This is a genomic window from Nitratireductor aquimarinus (genome assembly GCF_017255295.1).
Taxonomy (GTDB): Bacteria; Pseudomonadota; Alphaproteobacteria; order Rhizobiales; family Rhizobiaceae; genus Nitratireductor; species Nitratireductor aquimarinus.
This window is the reverse complement of record NZ_JAFKDE010000008.1, coordinates 211,552-232,698: the sequence shown is the minus strand read 5'-3', so window position 1 is coordinate 232,698 and position 21,147 is coordinate 211,552. Positions and strand designations below refer to the sequence as shown.

General features: G+C 62.5%; 21 protein-coding genes and 1 riboswitch. Of the genes, 12 read left to right on the top strand and 9 right to left on the bottom strand.

Translation table 11 applies throughout. From position 1 onward, the window contains the following. The first annotated feature begins 74 nt into the window (after positions 1-74). The 8 genes from JYP46_RS15520 to JYP46_RS15485 all read left to right on the top strand — a co-directional run bounded on the left by JYP46_RS15520 (position 75) and on the right by JYP46_RS15485 (position 6,741). A complete protein-coding gene (locus JYP46_RS15520) occupies positions 75-566 on the top strand; it encodes an RNA polymerase sigma factor (protein ID WP_113156905.1) in 492 nt (163 codons plus the stop codon). Between the two features lie 37 nt (positions 567-603). Further along, positions 604-1,368: an anti-sigma factor gene (locus JYP46_RS15515; protein ID WP_206548608.1), complete on the top strand. Its 765-nt coding sequence runs from the start codon at positions 604-606 to the stop codon at positions 1,366-1,368. Positions 1,369-1,515: 147 nt separating this feature from the next. Beyond that, positions 1,516-1,962, top strand: coding sequence for a peptide-methionine (R)-S-oxide reductase MsrB (gene msrB / locus JYP46_RS15510; RefSeq protein WP_113156903.1), 447 nt, complete (start codon positions 1,516-1,518; stop codon positions 1,960-1,962). Beyond that, positions 1,959-2,465 (top strand): peptide-methionine (S)-S-oxide reductase MsrA, encoded by a 507-nt coding sequence (gene msrA, locus JYP46_RS15505; protein ID WP_206544863.1) that lies wholly within the window; start codon positions 1,959-1,961, stop codon positions 2,463-2,465. Before msrB ends, msrA begins: the two co-directional genes overlap by 4 nt. Positions 2,466-2,700: 235 nt before the next feature. After that, the gene (locus JYP46_RS15500; protein WP_113156901.1) at positions 2,701-3,282 is read left to right on the top strand and encodes a DUF4956 domain-containing protein; all 582 of its coding nucleotides are present in this window, start codon (positions 2,701-2,703) and stop codon (positions 3,280-3,282) included. A 23-nt stretch (positions 3,283-3,305) separates the two neighbouring features. After that, positions 3,306-4,094 (top strand): polyphosphate polymerase domain-containing protein, encoded by a 789-nt coding sequence (locus JYP46_RS15495; protein ID WP_113156900.1) that lies wholly within the window; start codon positions 3,306-3,308, stop codon positions 4,092-4,094. 31 nt (positions 4,095-4,125) lie between these two features. Beyond that, positions 4,126-5,739, top strand: a complete 1,614-nt coding sequence (locus JYP46_RS15490) for an inorganic phosphate transporter (RefSeq protein WP_206548607.1) — start codon at positions 4,126-4,128, stop codon at positions 5,737-5,739. Positions 5,740-5,817: 78 nt separating this feature from the next. Continuing rightward, entirely contained in the window at positions 5,818-6,741 is a 924-nt protein-coding gene (locus JYP46_RS15485; RefSeq protein WP_206548606.1) for an esterase-like activity of phytase family protein, read from the top strand. A gap of 63 nt (positions 6,742-6,804) precedes the next feature. Here JYP46_RS15485 and JYP46_RS15480 read toward each other — a convergent pair whose 3' ends face one another. The 5 genes from JYP46_RS15480 to JYP46_RS15460 form a co-directional block, all read right to left on the bottom strand. Beyond that, positions 6,805-7,794 (bottom strand): ABC transporter substrate-binding protein, encoded by a 990-nt coding sequence (locus tag JYP46_RS15480; protein ID WP_206548605.1) that lies wholly within the window; start codon positions 7,792-7,794, stop codon positions 6,805-6,807. Further along, positions 7,791-8,546: an ABC transporter ATP-binding protein gene (locus JYP46_RS15475; protein WP_206544868.1), complete on the bottom strand. Its 756-nt coding sequence runs from the start codon at positions 8,544-8,546 to the stop codon at positions 7,791-7,793. The genes JYP46_RS15480 and JYP46_RS15475 overlap by 4 nt, the downstream gene beginning before the upstream one ends. Beyond that, positions 8,543-9,331 (bottom strand): ABC transporter permease, encoded by a 789-nt coding sequence (locus tag JYP46_RS15470; protein WP_113156895.1) that lies wholly within the window; start codon positions 9,329-9,331, stop codon positions 8,543-8,545. Before JYP46_RS15470 ends, JYP46_RS15475 begins: the two co-directional genes overlap by 4 nt. A gap of 4 nt (positions 9,332-9,335) precedes the next feature. Then, on the bottom strand, positions 9,336-9,944 hold the full coding sequence (locus JYP46_RS15465; RefSeq protein ID WP_113156894.1) for a YkoF family thiamine/hydroxymethylpyrimidine-binding protein: 609 nt from the start codon (positions 9,942-9,944) through the stop codon (positions 9,336-9,338). After that, a riboswitch (TPP riboswitch) is annotated at positions 9,938-10,050 on the bottom strand. It overlaps the preceding gene by 7 nt. 116 nt (positions 10,051-10,166) lie before the next feature. After that, entirely contained in the window at positions 10,167-10,928 is a 762-nt protein-coding gene (locus JYP46_RS15460) for a DeoR/GlpR family DNA-binding transcription regulator (RefSeq protein WP_113156893.1), read from the bottom strand. A gap of 162 nt (positions 10,929-11,090) precedes the next feature. Here JYP46_RS15460 and JYP46_RS15455 point away from each other — a divergent pair, with 162 nt between their 5' ends. The 3 genes from JYP46_RS15455 to eutH are packed head-to-tail and all read left to right on the top strand — an operon-like array spanning position 11,091 to position 15,749. Next, positions 11,091-12,002, top strand: a complete 912-nt coding sequence (locus tag JYP46_RS15455; RefSeq protein ID WP_206548604.1) for a phosphotransferase family protein — start codon at positions 11,091-11,093, stop codon at positions 12,000-12,002. After that, entirely contained in the window at positions 11,999-14,458 is a 2,460-nt protein-coding gene (locus tag JYP46_RS15450; RefSeq protein WP_206548603.1) for a GcvT family protein, read from the top strand. Before JYP46_RS15455 ends, JYP46_RS15450 begins: the two co-directional genes overlap by 4 nt. Positions 14,459-14,516: 58 nt before the next feature. Continuing rightward, complete coding sequence (gene eutH / locus JYP46_RS15445) at positions 14,517-15,749, top strand: ethanolamine utilization protein EutH (RefSeq protein WP_206548602.1); 1,233 nt, start codon at positions 14,517-14,519, stop codon at positions 15,747-15,749. 10 nt (positions 15,750-15,759) lie between these two features. Here eutH and scpB read toward each other — a convergent pair whose 3' ends face one another. Together scpB and JYP46_RS15435 are read right to left on the bottom strand one after the other, a co-directional pair. Next, on the bottom strand, positions 15,760-16,422 hold the full coding sequence (gene scpB / locus JYP46_RS15440; protein ID WP_206548601.1) for an SMC-Scp complex subunit ScpB: 663 nt from the start codon (positions 16,420-16,422) through the stop codon (positions 15,760-15,762). Between the two features lie 4 nt (positions 16,423-16,426). Continuing rightward, on the bottom strand, positions 16,427-17,362 hold the full coding sequence (locus JYP46_RS15435; RefSeq protein WP_222474167.1) for a DUF1403 family protein: 936 nt from the start codon (positions 17,360-17,362) through the stop codon (positions 16,427-16,429). Between the two features lie 406 nt (positions 17,363-17,768). Between JYP46_RS15435 and JYP46_RS15430 the strand changes: the two genes are divergently transcribed. Continuing rightward, a complete protein-coding gene (locus JYP46_RS15430; protein WP_206548599.1) occupies positions 17,769-19,109 on the top strand; it encodes a sodium-dependent transporter in 1,341 nt (446 codons plus the stop codon). Positions 19,110-19,176: 67 nt separating this feature from the next. On the opposite strand, the gene JYP46_RS15425 is transcribed toward JYP46_RS15430, so the two are convergent. Both JYP46_RS15425 and JYP46_RS15420 read right to left on the bottom strand, forming a co-directional pair. Continuing rightward, positions 19,177-19,932: an ATP-binding cassette domain-containing protein gene (locus JYP46_RS15425; protein WP_206544875.1), complete on the bottom strand. Its 756-nt coding sequence runs from the start codon at positions 19,930-19,932 to the stop codon at positions 19,177-19,179. Between the two features lie 3 nt (positions 19,933-19,935). After that, complete coding sequence (locus JYP46_RS15420; protein ID WP_206548598.1) at positions 19,936-21,141, bottom strand: alanine racemase; 1,206 nt, start codon at positions 21,139-21,141, stop codon at positions 19,936-19,938. Positions 21,142-21,147 lie beyond the last annotated feature (6 nt).

Here is a 21,147-nt window from a genome sequence, read left to right as displayed (position 1 = left end):
GAATGCAGGCGAATAAACGGGCGAGCCCAACGTTTATTCCACATCATTCACGGAGAAGGCGCCCGGACCGGAACATGAAATCCACCTTTGCGGATGAAATCGTCGACCTTTTGCCGAATCTGCGACGTTACGCTTTCGTGCTGAGCCGCTCGCTGGACGTGGCCGACGATCTTGTGCAGCAGACCTGCGAGAAAGCCTTTGCGAGCCGGAGCAGCTATGCCCAGGGCACGAACCTTTCCGCGTGGCTGATACGCATCATGCGCAACACCTGGATTGACCGGGTGCGGCGCGACAGGACGCGCGGCGAAAGCGTGGACATTGTCGACCGGCCCGATGCGATTTTCACCGATGGTGCGCATGACACGGAAACGCATCTGATGCTCGGCAATGTGGCGAGTGCGCTGCAGGAACTGCCGGCGGACCAGCGCGAGATCATCATGATGATCTGCGTGGAGGAGCTCTCCTACAAGGAAGCTGCCGCCGCGCTTGGCATTCCCATCGGCACGGTCATGAGCCGGCTTGCCCGCGCCCGGACCACGCTCGCCGGAAAACTTGATCTAAACTGACAGGGCCGCATGACCTTTTGCGACAGGACAGAACACGATGCATGAAGAAAAATTCACCGATGAAGTTCTGATGGCCTATGCCGATGGCGAGCTCGATGCGAAGACCCGCCGTGAGGTTGAAGACGCCATCGGGCGGGACACTGCGCTCGCGGAGCGCGTGGAACTGTTCATGAAGACGCGCGCGTTACTGGCGGGTACATTCGGAACGGCAAAAGTTTCCGTGCCAGACGATCTTGAAGCGCGTGTGCGACAGATGGCTGGCGGTGCGGAGATGGAAGAATCCGCTTCCGGAGCGGAGGTGCTTCCCTTCAGGCAAAGGAGCGCCCCGCGCCAACAGGGGTTCGCGCAGCGCCATGCCCTGCCCATCGCAGCTTCTCTGGCGCTGGTTGCGGGCGGGTTGCTTGGTTACATGGCCGCCGGTCAGCCCGAACGGGCGGGCGGCATCGAGATTGCGGGCCTTGCAGACGACCGGATCGTTGAAGCGCTGAACGTATCGCCATCGGGCGAGACAAGGCAACTTGGCGAGGATGCGCGTTTCGAGGCGATTGCCACTTATCGCGATGGCGCGGGCACGCTTTGCCGGGAATTCGAGGTCAGTGCGCGTGGCACATCTCATGTGGCTGTCGCCTGTCAGGAAATCGATGCCTGGCAGCTGCGCTTTGCGGCCTCGCAGGTGGATGTGAACGGCGATTTCGTTCCCGCGTCTTCGCTGGAAGCGCTGGACGCGTTTCTCATGGCCACCAGGGCCGGTGCGCCGCTTTCGGCCGAGGACGAGAGCGCGGCGCTTTCCACACTGCGCTGACGCGTCCCGGCGGACTTCCGTTTCGGATCACGCTAATATGATTGGGATTGCGGAGCCGCGATACCTAGATGAGGCTCCGCAGGCACCGTGTTTCGACGCGATGCCGAGACCGATCACCATTGAACGATCAGGAAGCCGGAGCTGCCGATGAACTACAGGAAGACCGAAGAAGCCTTGGCCCGCCTCAGCCCGGAGCAATATTACGTGACGCAGCAAAGCGGCACGGAACGCCCTGGCACCGGCGAGCACCTGAACAACAAGGAACCGGGCATCTACGTCGACATCGTTTCGGGCGAACCGCTTTTCGCAAGCAGCGACAAGTATGAGTCCGGCTGTGGCTGGCCGAGCTTTACCAAGCCCATCGCGCCGGCCAATGTCAGCGAGCTGCGGGACACGACCCACGGCATGATCCGCACGGAAGTGCGCTCCACGCATGGCGACAGCCATCTTGGCCATGTCTTCGAGGATGGCCCGCGAGACCGTGGCGGTCTGCGCTATTGCATCAATTCGGCGGCACTGCGCTTCATTCATCGCGATGCGATGGAAGCGGAAGGTTACGGAGACTATCTCGATCAGGTGGAGGATGTGCAATGACTGAACGCGCTGTTCTGGCTGGCGGCTGTTTCTGGGGCATGCAGGACCTCATCCGCAAGCTGCCCGGCATTGTCAGCACCCGTGTGGGATACACCGGAGGCGACGTGCCGAACGCCACATACCGCAACCATGGAACCCATGCGGAAGGGATTGAAATCACCTTTGATCCCGACAAAACGAGCTATCGCCGGCTGCTGGAGTTCTTCTTCCAGATCCATGATCCGACCACGGCAAACCGGCAGGGCAATGATGTCGGCATGTCCTATCGCTCGGCGATCTACTATGTAAGCGACGAGCAGAAGCGCGTGGCCGAAGAGACCATTGCCGATGTGAACGCCTCCGGCCTGTGGCCGGGCAAGGTGGTGACGGAACTGGAGCCGGTTGGCGATTTCTGGGAAGCAGAGCCCGAGCATCAGGATTATCTCGAGCGCTATCCCAATGGCTATACCTGCCATTTCCCGCGCCCCGACTGGGTGCTGCCACGGCGCGACGCGGCGGAATAGAACGCCGGATCAGGCGCAGATATCTGACCGAAACGACAAAGATGAACTCCCTCCGGAAAAAATCCGGGGGGAGTTTTTTCATATGCGGCAAGGGTTTCAGCGGACCCGGGAGAAATAAAATCAATGCCGATGGAATAGATCCAATTCCCTCACGTTTTCCGACACCAGAGACGGCTTTCTGACAGTTTTACGACAGTTTTCTGACAGAGGCCGTGACCAACAAATGAGGAAAACAATGCTGGAAACGTTCGCATTCGGTGACACCCCAATCCGCTTTGGCATCGACGTCGTGTCGATGACGATCCTGGTCTTCGGCCTTTACTACCGGCGCTACCGCGACAAGGAACTGGTGACGGCGGCATCGCTGTTCAACATCTTTGCCTTTGGCGTTCTTTCCATTCTCTCGGCTGTCGAATTCTCGCTGGCCGCCGGCTTTGGCCTCTTCGCGATCCTGGCGCTCTTTACCCTGCGTTCGGAGCAGATCTCCAAGGTGGAAATCACCTATTTCTTCGGCTCGGTCTCCATCGCCGTGATCTGCGCCATTCCCGGAACGCCTCTGGCCATCGTGCTTGCCGTCGTCGCGCTTGTGCTTCTGGGCGCTTACATCCTCGATCACCCGGCCATCCTGCGCTCGTCCGATGGTGTGAAGATCACGCTCGACAAGATCGATCACGAAGCGCTTTCGCAGCCTGAGAAGATGCGCCGCGACCTCTCCGAGCGCCTTGGCGTGGACGTGATGTCCTACCAGATCACCGCGCTCGACTACATCAACGACATGGCCCGGATGAACGTGTTCTTCCGCAAGCCCCGGCACTGACCTGCCGGGAAGGAGACACTCCAATGGATCATTCCATCACAAATGAACTGACCGGCTTCCGCCCGATCTCGCTTGAGGGACTGAACGGCAAGGCCGCCATGCTGGAACGGCTGGACAACAAGTATATCGTCCCGGCCAACCGGCTCCGCCCCGCGCTGCACGCCTTTTCGGATCTGTTCGACGTGCTCGAAATCGACGGCATCCGCGCGTTCACTTATGCCACCCGTTATTATGATGATGACGATCTGCGCAGCTATTACGACCACCATCAGGGGCGTCGCAAACGCTGCAAGGTGCGGGTGCGCGATTACGTGGATACCGGCCTCAGCTATCTGGAAGTGAAGCTGAAGAGCAAACGGCAGATCACGGTCAAGAAACGCCTGAAGCTGCAGGAACCCGGTTCGGGCCTCGACCACTCCGGTGAAAGTTTCATCGATACGTGCCATCGCGAGATCTATGACAGCCCCTTCGACCGGCCTTTGGCCCCGGTGATCGAGATGCAGTATATGCGCATCACGCTGGTGGCCAAGGAGGGCGGCGAGCGCATGACCATCGATACGCAGCTTTCGTTCAAGGCTGGCGATGTGCGCCGCCTTGTGCGGCCCGACATCTCCATCGTGGAAACGAAGTCGGCGCGCGGCAACGGCATCGCCGATGCGATTTTCCGGGGACTGCACGTCCACCCGACAAAACGCTGCTCAAAATACTGCGTGGGCATGGCCGCGACGGGCCAGGTGGAGCGGCACAACCGCTTCCTGCCCGCGCTGCGTCGCTTGCAGCTTCTCGACGGCCGGGCCCTGAGCCCCGCCTGAGCTTCAACTCTGCCATCGAAAGGAGAGGACCATGCGTACGCATGTCAGCCCCGCTTTGCCTGAATCCGGCTATATGGCGAGCCTCGCGAAAGCCAGGTCGGACCTCAGAGACCTTGCTCCGTTTCTCGGACGTCTTTTCATCGCCCTGTCCTTCGTCGCTGCGGCGATGGCCTATGCGCTGGTGCGCGCCCAGAATGGCGGCAATCCCGAATTCGCGCTGTGGATCGCCACGGCCGCCGGCTTCGGCGCGTATATGGCGCTCAATATCGGCGCAAACGATGTCGCCAACAATATCGGCCCTGTGGTCGGTGCAAGGGTGATCCCGCTTGCAGGCGCGCTCATTATGGCGGCGGTGTTCGAGTTTGGCGGCGCGCTTATTGCCGGCGGCCAGGTCATCAGCACCGTGCGCGGCGGCATCGTTATGCCGGAGGCGCTTGCTGACCGGAGCGTCTATGTCTGGGTGATGATGGCCGCACTTCTGGCTGCGGCGCTCTGGCTGAACCTCGCCACCGTTTTCGGCGCGCCCGTCTCCACGACCCATTCCATCGTGGGTGGCGTGATGGGCGGCGGCATTGCGGCAGCGGGCCTTTCGGCCGTTGACTGGTCGGTGATGGCCAACATCGCCGCAAGCTGGATCATCTCCCCGCTTCTGGGCGGCCTGTTTGCTGCGCTGTTTCTCTATGCGATCAAGCGCTTCGTGACCTATGAGCCGCAGGTGCTGAAGGCCGCGCAGAGGATTGTGCCGCTTCTTGTGGCTGCCATGACCTGGTCGTTCGGCACCTATCTGATCCTCAAGGGGTTCAAGAAGGTGTGGTCTGCGAGCCTGCTTGAGGCGACCATGGCCAGCGCGCTCATCGCTCTTGTGGCATGGGTTGTCTCCCGCTTCCTGATCGCACGCCGGCTGCCAAAACTGCAGAATGACAAATCCGCGGTGAACCAGCTTCTGGCCCTGCCGCTCATTTTCTCGGCAGCGCTTTTGAGCTTCGCGCACGGCTCCAATGACGTGGCAAACGCGATCGGGCCACTGGCCGGCATCTATGATGTGCTGACCAATGACGCGATGCAGGAAAAGGCCATCATTCCGTTCTGGGTCATGGGGCTCGGCGCTGCCGGCCTCGCCATCGGCCTCCTGCTGTTCGGCCCCCGCGTCATCCAGACCGTGGGTGGGGAGCTGACCAGGCTGGACGCGATGCGCGCCTACTGCATCGCCATGGCGGCAACCATCACCGTGATCACGGCCAGCCAGCTTGGCCTGCCGGTTTCCACCACCCATGTGACCGTGGGCGCCGTGCTTGGCGTGGGCTTTCTGCGGGAGTGGCTGAAGCGCCGCTATGCGCGGATCGTCAGCGATATCCGCGCACTGCATGCCGGTCGTGATGAGGCGGAATGCGACGCTTTCATCGCCCGCATGCAGGCAAGCCCCTTCGCGCAGCGCAGGGCCATGATCGATGCGCTGCGCAGGGAACATGCGCAAAGGCAGTCTGACGCCAGCGTGTGCGGCAGCACTGCGGCAACCGAACGGGGAGAAGCTCTCGTGAACCGGGCGCTGATGACCAAGGTTCTGTCGGCCTGGATCATAACCGTTCCGCTGACGGCGCTCATCTCCGCCGTGATCTACTTCACCCTTCGCGGGATCATGCTGTGAGGCAGCGGGCGCTTCGGAAAATCCGGGGCGCCCCTGCCGTCTGCCAGAGGCATTTCCGCCAGAAATGAGGTCTGAACCTTGAGAACCATTCTTTTGACACCCCTCCTCGCCCTCGCCACCACGCTTGCAGTCAATGCCGAGCCGATGTCGGCGCGGGTTCTCGATCATCGGGTGATGCCCGAAATCGATGTGAACGGAGAGACGATGGCCGAGTTATCCGGCCTCGCTTACGACCCGCAGACGCAGACCGTTTACGCGGTTTCCGACCGGGCCACGCTGTTCAGTCTCGCCTTCTCGACCGATGGCGAGACGATTACGGTCCTTGAGCCGCAGGCGGCTGCGGCGCTGACCGACGCAGATGGCAATGCGCTTGCCGAACAGGGGTTCGGGCCGGAAGCGCTGATGCTACGACCAGATGAAACGGGCGCACTGAATTTCGCGATCCTGAGCGAAAGCGGACCGCGTGCCGCACTTTTCAAGCGTGACGGGGGATGGCTGGCAGAGATCGATCTGCCATCGGCGGTGCGTGACAGCAGCCGACAGGCGGGCAAGAACCGCGGCCTTGAATCCATAGCCCATCACCCGGAGCTTGGCCTTGTGACCCTGCCCGAAGAACCGTTTGAGCCCGCGCCGCGCACCGCGCACACGCTTTATGCGGAAGGTGGCGAAACGCTCTCGTGGTCGAGCGAGGATATCGGCGCGTCGCGGGTGAAGGCGATGACGGCGCTGCCCGATGGCAGACTTCTGGTGCTGGAGCGCATCAAGGAAGACAAGGCGCTCGTTCCCTATCTGCGGCTTGTCGACCCGGCGGTCTGCGCGGCCGACACCTTATGCAAAACGCAGGCAGTTCGGCTTGATGTTCCCGGTATCGACGATGCGGATTTCGAAGGAATCGTCGCGGTCTCGCCGTCACTCTTTCTGCTGGTCAGCGATGACAGGATCAAGAAGGAGCAACGCTCGGTGTTCGCGCTGGTGGACGTGACGTTTCCGGCCATGCCCTGAATTAAAACGGCCCGAAAACCTCCTGAGGCTTTCGGGCCGTAAATCTCTGAACTGCGTCAGAAATTACTGCTTCTGGTAGGCGTTGGTGAACCAGGTGGAGACGTCCGGCATCTCCTCAAGGCGCTTGCCGTCGGCATCGCGCATGACGCCCGCCTCGAACATGAACTTCGTGATGTTGCCGAACATGTCCGCATCGATGAGGCCGACCGGTTCGCCTTCGTCCTGCAGGTAGCCGCCATCCACGATGGCCTGCATGGAAGCGCGGACCAGCTCCGGGTTGGACAGCATGCCGCCGGTTTCGGCGATCAGCATCTCGGCTGCCTCTTCCGGGTTCTCGGCAGCAAAGGCATAGCCGCGCTGAGCCGCTTCAACGAAAGCGCGCGCGGTCTCCGGGTTGGCCTTCAGCCAGGTTCCGTTGCCGCCGAGATAGGTGGTGTGCTGATCCGGCACGCCGTAATCGGCATAGCGGAATGCGCGCTGCGGACGGTCGAGGAGCACGGAGTTCACACCTTCCCAGGTGCTGACCTCAAGCGTGAAATCGACCGTGCCATTGGCAAGCGCCTCATAGGCGGAGGTGCCGAGCGTGACGGTCTCGAATTCGCCCTTGCCGCCATCGTTCTGGATGATGGTGGAGATGAGGGCCTGCTCCCATGCGCTGCCGAAACCGGCATAGGTCATGCCATCGAGATCGGCCGGGCGCTGGATGTCTTCACGCTCGCCGTTGAAGACGAGACGGCCCGTCTCGTGCTGCATCACCGCCATGACGACCGTGAGGTCGGCGCCCGTGGCGCGCTGGCTGTAGAAGCCGACGGAGCTGAGAATGCCGAATTCGGCAACGCCCGTGGCGACCAGCGTGCCGGAGGACGTGTCGGTGTAGGGCAGGATTTCGACATCAAGGCCGGCATCCTTGAACCAGCCCTTCGCCTGGGCGACGTAGAGCCCCACATGGTTGGTATTGGGCGTCCAGTCCAGCGCGACGCTCAGGCGCTCCTGCGCCGTTGCCGGCAGCGCCATCGCGCCGAGCATCAGGGCTGCGGCTATCAGGCTTTTCATGGTCTTTCTCCTGTCTGACTGAGCAAGGTGTTCAAAAGGTCTTCTTCCAGCGCGCGGGCTTCGTCCGGCAGCGGCGCGCCAAGGCGCGGGCGCGGGGCGCGGACGACGACCTCGGAAATCACGCGGGCGGGACGGCGCGACAGCACATAGATGCGGTCTGAAAGGGCGACCGCCTCGCGCACGTCATGGGTGACGAGCAGCGTGGTCCAGCGCGCGGCGCGCCAGCGGTCCTCCAGCCAGCGCTGCATCTGCGCGCGGGTGAGTGCGTCGAGTGCGCCGAAGGGTTCATCGAGAAGCTGGATCGGGCGGGCCTGAATGACCGTGCGCAGAAGGGCTGCGCGCTGACGCATGCCGCCCGAGAGTTCCGCCGGATAGCGCTGTTCAAAGCCTTCCAGCCCGAATTCGGCGAACAGCGGCAGCGCGCGGGCGCGCGCCTCGGCGCGGGGCACACCCTGCACTTCCAGCCCCAGAATGACGTTGTCGATGATGCGTCGCCAGGGCATCAGCGCGTCGCGCTGCGGCATGAAGGCGAAGGTCTGGCCATCGCGCTTCAGCGGCGCGCCATCGCGCAGGATCTCGCCGCGATCCGGCGCAAGCGCGCCGGTGAGCAGGCGAAACAGGGTGGATTTTCCCGCTCCCGAAGGGCCGAGAATGGAGACGAACTCCCCCTGCCCCACATGCAGCGACACATCGTCGAGCACGGCGGTCTCGCCAAGCGTCACGCCCACATTGCGCATTTCAAGAGCGCTCATCGTGTCTGCCCCGCTTCACGCCAGCGCAGCAGCGCGCGTTGCAGAAGCGCCGAGACGCCGAAGAGCACCAGTGTCAGCGTGGAGCTGACCACGACCGCCGCCAGCATGAGATCCGGGCGAAAGCTGTTCTTGGCGTTGAGAATGACAATGCCGAGCCCGGCGCGCGCGCCGACATATTCGGAGAAGATCGCGGCGACCACGGCATAGGTGATCGAAATCCGCAGGCCGGCGAAGAAATAGGGCATGGCCGAGGGAAAGCGCGCCGCCCGGAACACTTTCCATCGCGACGCGCCCATGGAGCGCATCAGCGTTTCGATTTCGGGATCGGTGGATTCGTAGCCATCGACCAGCGCCACCAGCATGGGAAAGAAGGTGACGAGCGCCACGAGCAGGATTTTCGGTGTGAGACCGAAACCGAACCACAGGACGGCCAGCGGCGCGATGGCCACCAGCGGCAGGGTCTGGCTGACGACAAAGATCGGGAACAGCGCCCGCCGCAGCTTCGGCAGGAAATCGAGCGCCACCGAGAGGGCAAAGGCGATGCTGACGGAGAAGGCAAAGCCGGTCAGCGTCGCGCTCAGCGTCGGCAGCGTGTTCTCCCACAGGAGGGCGCGGTTGACGCCCATCTGTTCGATGACGCGCGAAGGCGCAGGCAGAACCAGCGGCGAAATGCCCGACAGCCGCACATAGATTTCCCAAAGGAGGATTGCACCGGCAACGCTTGCCAGGGCAGGCAAGCCGCGCACCAGCCGTCCGCCCGCAGGACGGGGCCGACCCTGAGACATGGGGTCAGGCCGTGGAGGGGCTGTTGGCGGAAACGGTGAGATCGACCGTCACATGGCCTTCGGGCGGACCGAACCGGCAGAAGGCCTGTTCGAGCGTTGCGAAAACCGGGCCTGCATCGCCGGTGAGACGGCTGCAGAAATTCTTGGAGCGGTCAAAGACGCCGCTCGACTTCAGGAAGTCGATGCAGCCCATGATCTCCGCCATGTGATCGCCGGCGCCCATCACGTAAAGCGAGAACTGCGCGCGTGCGATTTCCGACGTGGTCTTGGCATTGGCCACTGCTGCAAGCGCCGCCTTCTGCCGTTCGGCGAGCGGCTCTGACGGATTGGCGAGTGCAGAGGTGCTGCAGATCGGATCGTCGGGCTCGCCGGGGCAGCCGCGCGAGAGCGTGGCGCGCAGCACCACGTGATGGCGGGTGGATGCGGCGGCGACATAGAAATCGCGCAGCGCCGGAAACAGCACTTCGGGCGGGCCGACGACGAGCGTGGAGATATCGTCGGTCTCGATTCGCAACCGGTCCCGGTAAGGATCGAACGCGGAGAGCGACGACATGATGACGTCGACGAAATTGTCGGTCATCGGATAAAGGGAAAGCTGCGCACCTGCGAACATGATTGTCCTCCTTGCTCCGCTGGCATTACCCAGATCAGCTTCTAGGGCCCGAGGATTTGCACCCTCATCTCAGCCGCGGCGATACGCGGCACCCCTGTGGATGCGCGGAACGAACCAAATCCCGAGACGGAAAGCAAGTTGATTGTGCAGGAACTGTTTTGTCGGAGAACAAATGTACAGCTTTCCCACAGGCGTGGTGCGCCGGCGGGCTGAACGCCCCCGTCAGGCAGGGCAGGTAACCGTCACATCGGCCAGACGAAGCGCTTCGGACAGGTCTTCCGGCGGCATGCTGTCGACGATGAGCGAATCGACTTCGGCAAAGGAGCAGACGCGCACCAGCCCCTTCCGGCCGAACTTGGAAGCATCGGTCACGACAACCCGGCGGCGACCACGCGCCAGAACCGCGTTGCCGAACTGCGCCTCCTCCAGATCGTAATCCATGATGCCGGTCACCGCGTTCACTGCGCCCGCGGAAATGATGGCGTGATCAACGCTGAAACGACTGACGAACTCGATGGCGGAAAAGCCGAGCGCGGAGCCACTGTCGCTGCGCAACTCCCCGCCGGCCATGTAGACCTTGTTGCCATTGACGGTCGCCAGCGTGCGGGCAATGTCGGATGAGTTGGTAACGACGGTCAACTGGCGGTGGTCCAGCAGCGCGCGCGCCAGAAGGCTGGTGGTGGTGCCCGTGTCGAGCATCACCGACTCGCCATCGCGGATCGTCGAGGCGGCCAGTGCGGCGATGGTCTCCTTGGCCTGCCGGTTCTCCCGCATGCGCCGCTCGAACGGCGCTTCGCTGACCACGGACGGCAAGGCGATGGCGCCATGCATGCGCACGATGGCGCCACGCCCGGCAAGCGCCTTCACATCGCGGCGGACGGTTTCCACCGACACCTCCAGATGCTGCGCCAGATCATTGACGCCCATTGTGCCCTGCTCTGTCAGAAGATCCAGAATCCGACCATGGCGGGGGGAATAGTTCATCTGCGTTGCCCTTACCGGTTGTGCCCGTTTATGCCCTATCATGACTGATTTTAAATTCAAGAAGATGCAAATCGGTCAAACTTCAACATTTTTCTGTTGACTTCACACAGATGCCCATCAATTCTTCCTCAAAATCGACAGCCAAAGGCTGCGGGAGGAGACATGACGGCAGCACGGGAAATCACCGCCCCGGGCTCTGATCGGATTGCGGCACTGCCCCTATGGCAGGGGGCAATCACGATAGAGCCGCTTGTCGGCGGCATCAGCAATGAAAGCTGGCTCGTTACCGACGATGCCGGCGGCCATGTGGTCCGTTTCGGCAAGGACTATCCCTTTCATCACGTTATCCGCGACCGCGAATTGATGACCGCGCGCGCCGCCGAGTTAGCGTCTCTTGCACCAGCCGTCGAGCATGCGGCGCCCGGCGTGATGGTTTGCAGACATCTCAATGCCAGAACATACGGCGAAGCCGATGTGCGCGCCAACATTGAACGCGTCGCCAGGATCGTTCGCGATTTTCATCAGGACATGCCGCACCATGTTTCAGGGCCGGGCTTCATGTTCTGGCCGTTTCACGTCATCCGCGACTATGCGCGCACCCTGAAGGAAGGCGGGAGCCGGATGACGGAACAGCTGCCGGCCTATCTCGCGCTGGCCGATGAGCTGGAAGCCGTACAGACGCCGCTTCCAATCGTGTTCGGTCACAACGACCTCCTGCCAGCCAACCTTCTGGATGACGGCAAGCGGCTGTGGCTGATCGATTTCGAATATGCCGGCTTCTCGACGGCGATGTTCGATCTGGCGGGGCTCTCCTCCAACGCCAGCTTTTCGGACGAAGAGTCCGAAGCGCTGCTCGGCTATTATTTCGACCGCACGCCCGATTGGGACCTGCGGCGTTCGCTGGGCTCCATGCAGTGCGCTTCGCTGTTGCGCGAGGCGATGTGGAGCATGACCTCCGAGCTTTATCTCGACGCGCCGGGCACCGACTACGTTGCCTACACGCATGAGAACCTCTCGCGGCTCGAGGCCGCACTGGACACTTTCTACACCCAATACGGACGCGCATCACGATGACCCAGACCCTGCCTTCGCATGCCCAGATCGTCGTCATCGGAGGCGGCATCATCGGCTGCTCGACAGCCTACCACCTTGCCCGCGACCACAAGGCCGACGTCATTCTTCTGGAACAGGGCAAACTGACATCGGGCTCGACCTGGCATGCCGCCGGGCTGATCGGTCAGCTGCGCTCGTCGGCGTCGATCACGCGCGTGCTGAAATACTCGGTGGATCTGTACAAAAGGCTGCACGAGGAAACGGGTCTGGAGACCGGCTGGAAAATGACCGGCTGCCTGCGGCTCGCCACCAATGAAGACCGCTGGACCGAGTTCAGACGGCTTGCCACCACCGCGCGCAGCTTCGGCATGGAGATGGAGCTTGTCGGGCCGGAGGAAGTGAAGCGGATGTGGCCGCTCATGGACACGTCCGACCTGATCGGCGCGTCCTGGCTGCCCACGGATGGGCAGGCCAGCCCGTCCGACATCACCCAGTCACTCGCCAGGGGCGCGCGCATGAACGGGGCGCGGCTCTTTGAAGGCGTTCAGGTGACCGGCTTCGAGATGGAGGGCGGCCGCATCGTTGCCGTGGAGACGGATCGTGGCAGGATCGCCTGCGAAAAAGTGGTCAATTGCGGCGGCCAATGGGCCCGTCAGATCGGTGCGATGGCCGGGGTCTCGGTGCCGCTGCAACCGGTCAAGCACCAGTACATCGTGACCGAGAAGATCGAGGGGCTCTCTTCCGACACGCCGACCGTGCGCGATCCCGACCGCCGCATCTATTTCAAGGAGGAGGTCGGCGGCCTCGTCATGGGCGGCTACGAACCGAACCCGCAGAGCTGGGCCACCGGCCTGCCGGGCGGAGATGTGCCGAACCGGTTCGAATTCCAGTTGTTCGACGACGATTTCGACCATTTCGAACAGCACATGACACAGGCCATCGAGCGTGTTCCGGCACTCGCCGAAGCAGGCGTCAGGCAGATGATCAACGGGCCTGAAAGCTTCACGCCGGACGGCAATTTCATTCTCGGACAGACCCCGGAATGCGCCAACATGTTTGTCGGGGCCGGCTTCAACGCCTTCGGCATCGCCGCAGGCGGCGGTGCGGGCTGGGTGCTGGCGGAATGGGTGGTGCGCGGCGAGGCTCCGCTGGATCTCTGGGTCGTGGACATTCGCCGCTTCTCGGAGCTGCACCGGAACCGCAAATGGGTCGAGGAGCGCACGCTCGAAGCCTATGGCAAGCACTACACGGTGGCGTTCCCGCATGAGGAATATGAAAGCGGCAGGCCGCGCATCGTCTCCCCGCTCTATGCAAAGCTTCAGGATCACCGCGCGGTGTTCGGCTCGAAGCTCGGCTGGGAACGGCCCAACTGGTTTGCGCCGGAGGGGATGGACGCGCGGGACGACTATTCCATGGGGCGGCAGAACTGGTTTGGCCCCGTCGGTGAGGAACATGCGCATGTGCGCGAAAAGGTCGGCGTTTTCGATCAGTCATCCTTCGCCAAGTATGAGCTGACCGGCCCCGATGCGGCGGACGCGCTGGAGCGCATCTGCGCCAACCACGTCGCCAAGCCCGCCGGACGCCTGACCTACACGCAGATCCTGAATTCGCGCGGCGGCATTGAATGCGACCTGACCGTCGCCCGTCTTGCCGATGATCACTTCTACATCGTGACCGGAACAGGTTCGCGCACCCACGACTTTGCGTGGATAGAAGACCACCTGCCTGCCGGCGCAAACGCCCGTCTTGTCGACGTGACCGAGAAACATGGCACGCTCTCCCTGATGGGGCCGCGGGCACGCGAGGTTCTCGCCGCCGTGACCGGGGCCGATGTCGGCAACGAGGCCTTCCGCTTCGGCCGGGTGCAGGAGATCGACATTGCCGGGCACCGCGTGCGCGCCATGCGCGTGACCTATGTTGGTGAACTGGGCTGGGAGCTGCATGTGCCCATCGAGGGCACGGGCGACGTGTTTGACGCGCTGATGGACAAAGGCCGCGCGCAGGAGATCCGCCCCGTGGGTTATCGCGCCATCGAGTCGCTCCGGCTGGAGAAGGGTTATCGCGCCTGGGGCTCGGATGTGACACCCAATGACAACCCGTTCGAGGCGGGGCTTGGCTGGGCCGTGAAGCTGCGCCGTGACACGCCGTTCATCGGGCGCGAGGCCTGTGAGGCAGCTTCTGGCGGCCCTTTGACCAAACGCCTTGCCTGCTTCACCACGGCTGACCCCGACGCGGTTCTGCTTGGCCGGGAAACGATCCTGCGCAATGGCGAGCCGGTCGGCTATCTGACGAGCGGCGGCTATGGCTACACGGTCGGCAAACCCGTCGGCTACGGCTATGTGCGCGCCGCCGGGGGCGTCGACGACGCATTTCTGACATCGGGAGACTACGAACTCATCGTGGCGAACGAACGCTTCGCGGCCACGGTGCACATGGCGCCGCTCTACGATCCGCCGGGGGAACGCGTAAAGGGCTGATCGAAAAACCGGCGTCAAAAAGCCGGAGGCGCATTTCGCACACTGGGAGGGAAGGCAAATGGCTTCAATCGGTACCTACGTCATTTACATAATCATGGCATGCGCCGTCGCCGGCGCGATCGCCTCCATCCGAAACCCTGAAACCGGGCTCGGGAAGGAGTTTATCGAGGGGCTGCATTCGATCGGCCCGATCTTCATTCCCGTGGCCGGCATCATGGCCGCGATCCCTTATCTTTCGGAGTTCATCCGCCTCGTCGCGGGGCCGCTTTTCGCGATGATCGGCGCGGACCCGTCCATTGCAGCCACCACGGTGATCGCCGTCGACATGGGCGGCTATCAGCTTGCCGACACGCTCGCCCAGTCGCGCGATGCGTGGATGATCGCCACCATTGTCGGGTTCATGTCGGGCGCGACCATCATCTTCTCCATTCCCGTGGGACTGGCGATGCTGGCGAAAGCCGACCACAAATACATGGCGCTTGGCATCATGTCCGGCATTCTGAGCGTGCCTATTGGCGTGTTCATCGCCTGCGCGCTGATCGCGCTTGCCGGGCTCGGCATTCGCCCGGATGTCTCGACGACGGCTGATGCGAGTTACCAGATCGCGCTGTCGCTGGTGGACATTCTGCGCAATCTTCTGCCGTTGATCGTCTTCTGCGTCGCCATCGCGCTCGGGCTGCGCTTTGCCCCCGATGCGATGATCACCGGCTTTCTGTGGTTCGGTCGTCTCATGTATGCCGGCATCACGCTCGTTCTGGTCGCTTCCATCGTCGAGTATTTCACGGGCTTCTTCACCACTGTGTTCGGCTCATGGGGCTTCGACCCGATCATTGCGGATGAGCAGGACCAGTTCCGTGCGCTGGAGATTGCCGGCTATATCGGCATCATGCTCGCCGGGGCGTTTCCGATGGTCTACCTGCTGACCAAATATCTGGCAGGTCCGATGGAGGCGCTTGGCGCGCGCATCGGCGTCTCGCCGGAAGGGGCCGCAGGGCTTCTGGCGGCGACGGCGAACATCCTCGCCATGTACCGGCTGGTCGGCAAGATGCAGCCGCGTGACAAGGTGCTGGCAATCGCCTTTGCCGTCTGTGCGGCCTTCACCTTCGGCGACCACCTCGCCTTCTCGGCGAATTTCCAGCCGAGCATGATCCTGCCGCTGATACTGGGCAAACTCTTCGGCGGTGCTGCCGGCTTCCTGCTGGCCATCTGGCTTTCGGTTCCGAAAGCGGAGGAACTGGCTTCCCTGGAAATGCAGGCGGGAGCAGAGGCGCGCCCGGTGCCCGCCGAATAGATCGGAAAGATCACCAGCGTTCCATGGCTCCTGGGATATCTCCCAGGAGCTTTTCCTTGTTGAGAAGGCCCGCATCTTCGAGTTTTTCGAAATCCGGCAGGTCGCGCAGGGTTTCGAAACCGAAATGGGCAAGAAAACCGGGCGTCGTTACATAGGTGTAGGGTGCGCCGGGCTGCGGGCTTCTGGGGCCGGAGGCGATGAAACCCGCACGCCGCAGCTTGCCGATCAGATCCCGCGTGATTTCGCGGGCAAAGAAGCTGGAAAGTTCCGAACGCGTGATGGGCTGAAAGTAGCCGATGGTCATGAGCACCAGCGCTTCGGCTTCCGACAGGCTTTCCCCTTGCTCCTCAATGCCGAATGCCGAGCGGATTGCATCCGCCACGGCGGGGCGTGTGCGGTGCTGCCAGCCGCCGGCGACGCGGACAAGCTCATAGGGCCTGTCGGCGAGCTCGGCGCTGATGTCCTCGATGATCAGATCCAGACTGCAATCCCGGCCGATGACCTGCGTGAGGGTCTCGCGCGAGACCGGTTCTGGGGCCGCGAAGATGACCGCCTCCACCCGAGCCATCCATTCCCGCCAGCGCAGGGCCTGCGGAAGATGCTCCAGCTCGCGGTCGAAGAGCGGTGCGCCCGCCTTTTCACCCTTGCCGTTCTTTCCGGATTGCGCGCTCATGAGATCACAATCCGTAAATGCGGAAGCTGTCGCGACCGGTCAGTTCGCGCACCGCGCCAAGCGAGACGAGCCGGGTGTAGAGGCGGCGGAGCCCGCGGTCGCTCATACCGGGGAAGTGGCTGGAAGAGCCAACGGCGTCATCCTCCAGAAACGCCTGCACCACCGGCTGTGCGCCCTTTGCCCGCAGTTTCGGCGCGACCTGCAGGAGCTGGCCTGCCCGGCGTTCGAGCGTGATGGCCAGATCGACTGCGTCGAGCGCAGCACGGGCATAGCGCCGGGCTATCATGGCGCGCAGCATGGATGGATCAGCCTGTGATGCGCCCGCCTCCCCGGCGAGCAGAAACAGGGGAACGGCATGAGACCAGCCAAGCGCGCGCGCCACCACCGCATCACAAAGGAGCGGCGCGATCACCGTTTCGAAGTCCGGAAAGAGGCGACGAACCGCGAGGAAAAGCCGTTCGGCGGCAGCGATTGCATCGTGCCCCTCCTCCCCTGCTTCCAGCATCATCTCACGCAGGTCGGCAATGCGGCCCTCCGCGCCATAGCCACAGGCCTCGACCATTGCGCGGAGCGTGTCCTCGCCTGAAAGTGTACCGGCCGGTCTGGAAACCAGCATCCGCCAGGCAAGCAGGATGCGGCCGGCGGGGCCGACATCATCGCCTGGCCGGGTCAGGGCCAGCGCATCGCGCAGGGCTGTTTCATCTTCCGGCCGCCGGACGCGCTGACATGAGATGGCGGCAGCCCGAAGCGCAAGACGGCAGCGCCATGCCTGCGCCGCGGCCATGTCGCCACGCACAAGCATGTCGAGCGCGCCCAGTGCTGCCCCTGCCGCGAACTCCGTATTCGGAAAGGCTGGTGCCTTTGCAGCCCGGCGCAACCAGTCGGGAATGCGGGGCGCGCAAACGCCCGGCGGTGTTTCCGCAGCTGTCTGTGTGCGCAAGGGGGCGGGTCGAATCATGTTTTCAGCTTGTGCGAGCACGGCGCTTCATTCAATCGATGAGCAACATAAGCGCCGCAGCTATCGACAACTTTGCGATCAGGCGCGCCAAGCGCCTTCTCAGATCAGCGATTGTTGCCAACTGACGGCCAATGTGATTATGCAGCTGCCGGAATTGGGCTGTAAACGCCGTTTTGGCGCTAAACGAAACCTGACGAACGCCCAGCCGTAGTGTGAAATCCCTGCTGCAGGAAGAGCCGGTCGATGACCTCTGGAATGCGCCTTTTATGGTGTTCGCCGCAACCGCACTTCGCATCGGCAGGGAGCGATCTCTCTGGCGACACATGGTTTCAGATGCCGCCCTCTTCGGCAGGACCGTATTCATTTAACTCATTCGTTGAAAAATCAAATGGCACATAATCGCGAACACTGGACCTCAAGAATGGGGTTCATCCTGGCAGCGGCCGGCTCGGCTGTCGGCCTCGGCAATATCTGGCGTTTTCCTTACATTACTGGTGAAAACGGGGGCGGAGCGTTTCTTCTCATCTATCTGGCGATGGTGTTTTCCATCGGCCTGTCGCTCCTCGTCGCAGAGCTCATTATCGGGCGCTCGACGCAGTTAGATCCCGCAGGGGCATTCAAGAAACTGGCGGGCGGCGCGTGGCCGCTGGTCGGCTATATGGGCATTCTGACCGCTTTTCTGATCCTCTCCTTCTATTGCGTGATTGCAGGCTGGACGCTTGCCTACACCGTCAAGTCGATCACCGGATCGATCCTCGTTTCCGATCTCGATCAGGTCGGAAGCACCTTCAACGCCTTCATCACGGATCCGCTGGAACCGGTGTATTATACGGCCGTGTTTATCGCGCTTACCGTATTCGTTGCGCTGGGCGGTGTTGCAAGCGGCATTGAGCGCGCGGCGCGCTTTCTGATGCCGGCGCTCTTCCTCATTCTTCTCGTTCTCGTGTTCCGTTCGCTGACGCTGGAAGGTGCGGGCGAAGGGTTAGCCTTCTTCCTGAAACCCGACTTCTCCAAGGTCACCTGGGACACGCTTCTGGCGGCTCTTGGACAGGCGTTCTTCTCGCTGTCCCTCGGCATGGGGGCGATGATCACCTACGGTTCCTATCTGAACCGTCATGACGACATCGCCACATCCGCAGTGGCGGTAACGCTTCTCGATGCGGCGGTCGCGGTGCTGGCCGGGCTTGTGATCCTGCCGGCCGTCTTCGCATTCGGCGCAACGCCTTCGGCAGGCCCCGGCCTGACATTCATCACTTTACCGTCGATCTTCGCACAGATGCCTTTCGGCGCTCTGTTTTCCGCGCTGTTCTTCTTTCTCCTCGCCATTGCGGCGCTCACAAGCGCAGTCGCGCTTCTGGAAGTGGTGATCGTGTATTTCGTGGATGAAGGCGAAGCGAACCGCCGCAAGGTGGCGCTGATCATCGGCGTGATCACCTTCGCGCTTGCCGTGCCCGCCTCGCTGAGCCTCGGCATCTGGTCGGGCTACACGATCGGGGGCAAGGGCCTGCTCGATGCGCTCGACTTCTTCACGAATAACATCACCATGCCGCTCGGCGGACTTCTGGTCGCGATCTTCGTGGGCTGGACGCTCAGGCGCACTGCCGTGGCGGAACTGGTTGATGGCTCGGCAATTGCGCCGGTTCTGGTGAGCGCATGGCACTTCATCATCCGCTATGTCGCGCCGCTTGCCATCGTTCTGATCCTGGTGAACGGGCTCGGCCTTATTTAGAGACGCTCCTTAACGGGAAAGGCTGGCGGGGTTGTGCAAGGCATGCTCCCCGCCGGCCAGACGGCCTCTATGCGAGACCGGTAATCATCGAAACGATTTCGTTCTTGTCGGTCTTCGCGGTTTCGCGAATGCCGATCTGAACGCCGCGCCGCAGCACGCAGATCCGATCCGACAGACGGAACACCTGATCCAGACTGTGGCTGATGATCAGGATCGCGAGATTGCGCTCCCGCAGCGACTGCACGATCTGTTCCACCTTGGCGGTTTCGGCAACGCCCAGCGCGGCCGTCGGCTCATCAAGCAGGATGAGCTTGGACGCCCAATGTGTGGCGCGGGCAATGGCAACGCCCTGACGCTGACCGCCAGAAAGATCGCGGATCGTTGCGCTCGCCGAGGGGATGCGCACATCCAGCTCGTCCACCAGCGCCTGCGTCTCCTGCATCATCCCCTGACGGTCCAGAAGGCCGAAGGGCTTGCGGACCTTCTCGCGTCCGAGGAACAGGTTCATGTAGACGGGCTGCTGATCGGCAAGGGCGAGATCCTGATAGACCACTTCGATACCGCTCGAGCGCGCCTGGCTGGCATCGGAAAAGCTGACCGCTTCGCCATCCAGCCGGATCGTACCCGAAGTGGGGGCGTGTACGCCGGAGATGATCTTGATCAGGGTCGACTTGCCTGCACCATTGTCACCCACGAGCGCGACGATCTCGCCGGCTTTCAGGTCCAGCGAGAAGTTTTCGATGGCGACGACGCCACCGAACGCCTTGTGAATGTTCTCAAGCTCCAGAACGGGGCCGGCTTCTTTTTCGGAATGTGCGGTCATGATTTACCTCAGCTCCGGCCAGTCCTGCACGACGCCAAACGGATTTTCGATGGTCTCGACCCTTGGATCGCCCTTTGAAATGCCGGAAACGCCGACCGTGAAGGCACGGGTGACAAAAGCCTGACCGCGGAAGCCAAACACCACGCTGTCGCCCGGCTTGGGTTTCGCCGAACCCGTCGTGTCGATCATGCCGTAATAATCGATTGCCGAGGGCGGCGGGATTTCAACGCTCGCCATGGCGTTCTGCGCCACGGTGGGGGTGTCGGAAACGATTGCCTGAACATCGTAATCCGGGAAGACCGGATCGATGTAGAGACCGCCGCCGAAACAGTAAGCCCGCTGCTGGTGCAGATGCGAAACCTCGGAGAGGTAGAGTACGGCGGGCTGCTCAGGCAGATCCTCGATTGCATGCAGCGGCGTGGTGCCGTGCAGGCCATTGCCCGGCTCACATTGCGTGGCCCCGGCCTCGGCGAGAATGTCCAGAACGATGGACGAGGTGGTGCCCGGCGCATTGACCTCGATGCCAGTGCGTCCGGCTTTTGCCAGAGCTTCCGCCGCACGCGCCAGCGTGGTGAGGTTGTGCGTGGGCAGAACCTTCTTCTTCTCCTGATCGTAAAGGAGTGCGGGAAACGTGGTGAGACCGGCGAATTGCGCACCGTCGAACGCATCCATCATCGCGGCCACTTCGGCAATTTCCTCTGCCGGGAAACCACCCTCATGTCCGCGGTAGAACGTGTCTCTCTGCGTGTGGATGCGCGCAAGGAGCGACTGCGTGCGCCCGGCACGCTTTGCCGCCTGTGCTGCTTCCTCAGCCTTCTCGCGGCTGAAAACCGTCCAGTAATCGGGGGCGAGATGGGAGGCGGCCATGGGAGCCTCGTGACGCGGCACCTGAACGAGGTGGCCCAGATGCCCGGTTTTCAGACCGGCCCGGTCGCAGGCGACGGCGCATGCCATATCGACCGCCACGGCGCGGTCAATGCCGCCGCGCATGACTGCCTTGCAGAAGCCGCTGTTGCGGCCAACCTGCTTGGTCATCGCGAAGACCTTGAGGTTGTGCCTGTCGGCTGCTGCGCGGAAGTGACGGGCGTTGTCCTCGACCGCATCGAGATCGAGAACATAGGCATTGGCAGGAATCCTGCCTTCCTGATGGAGGCGGATGGCCGCTTCGATGAAGGCCGGGTTGCGGCGTCTCAGAACATCGAGAAACATGAGATC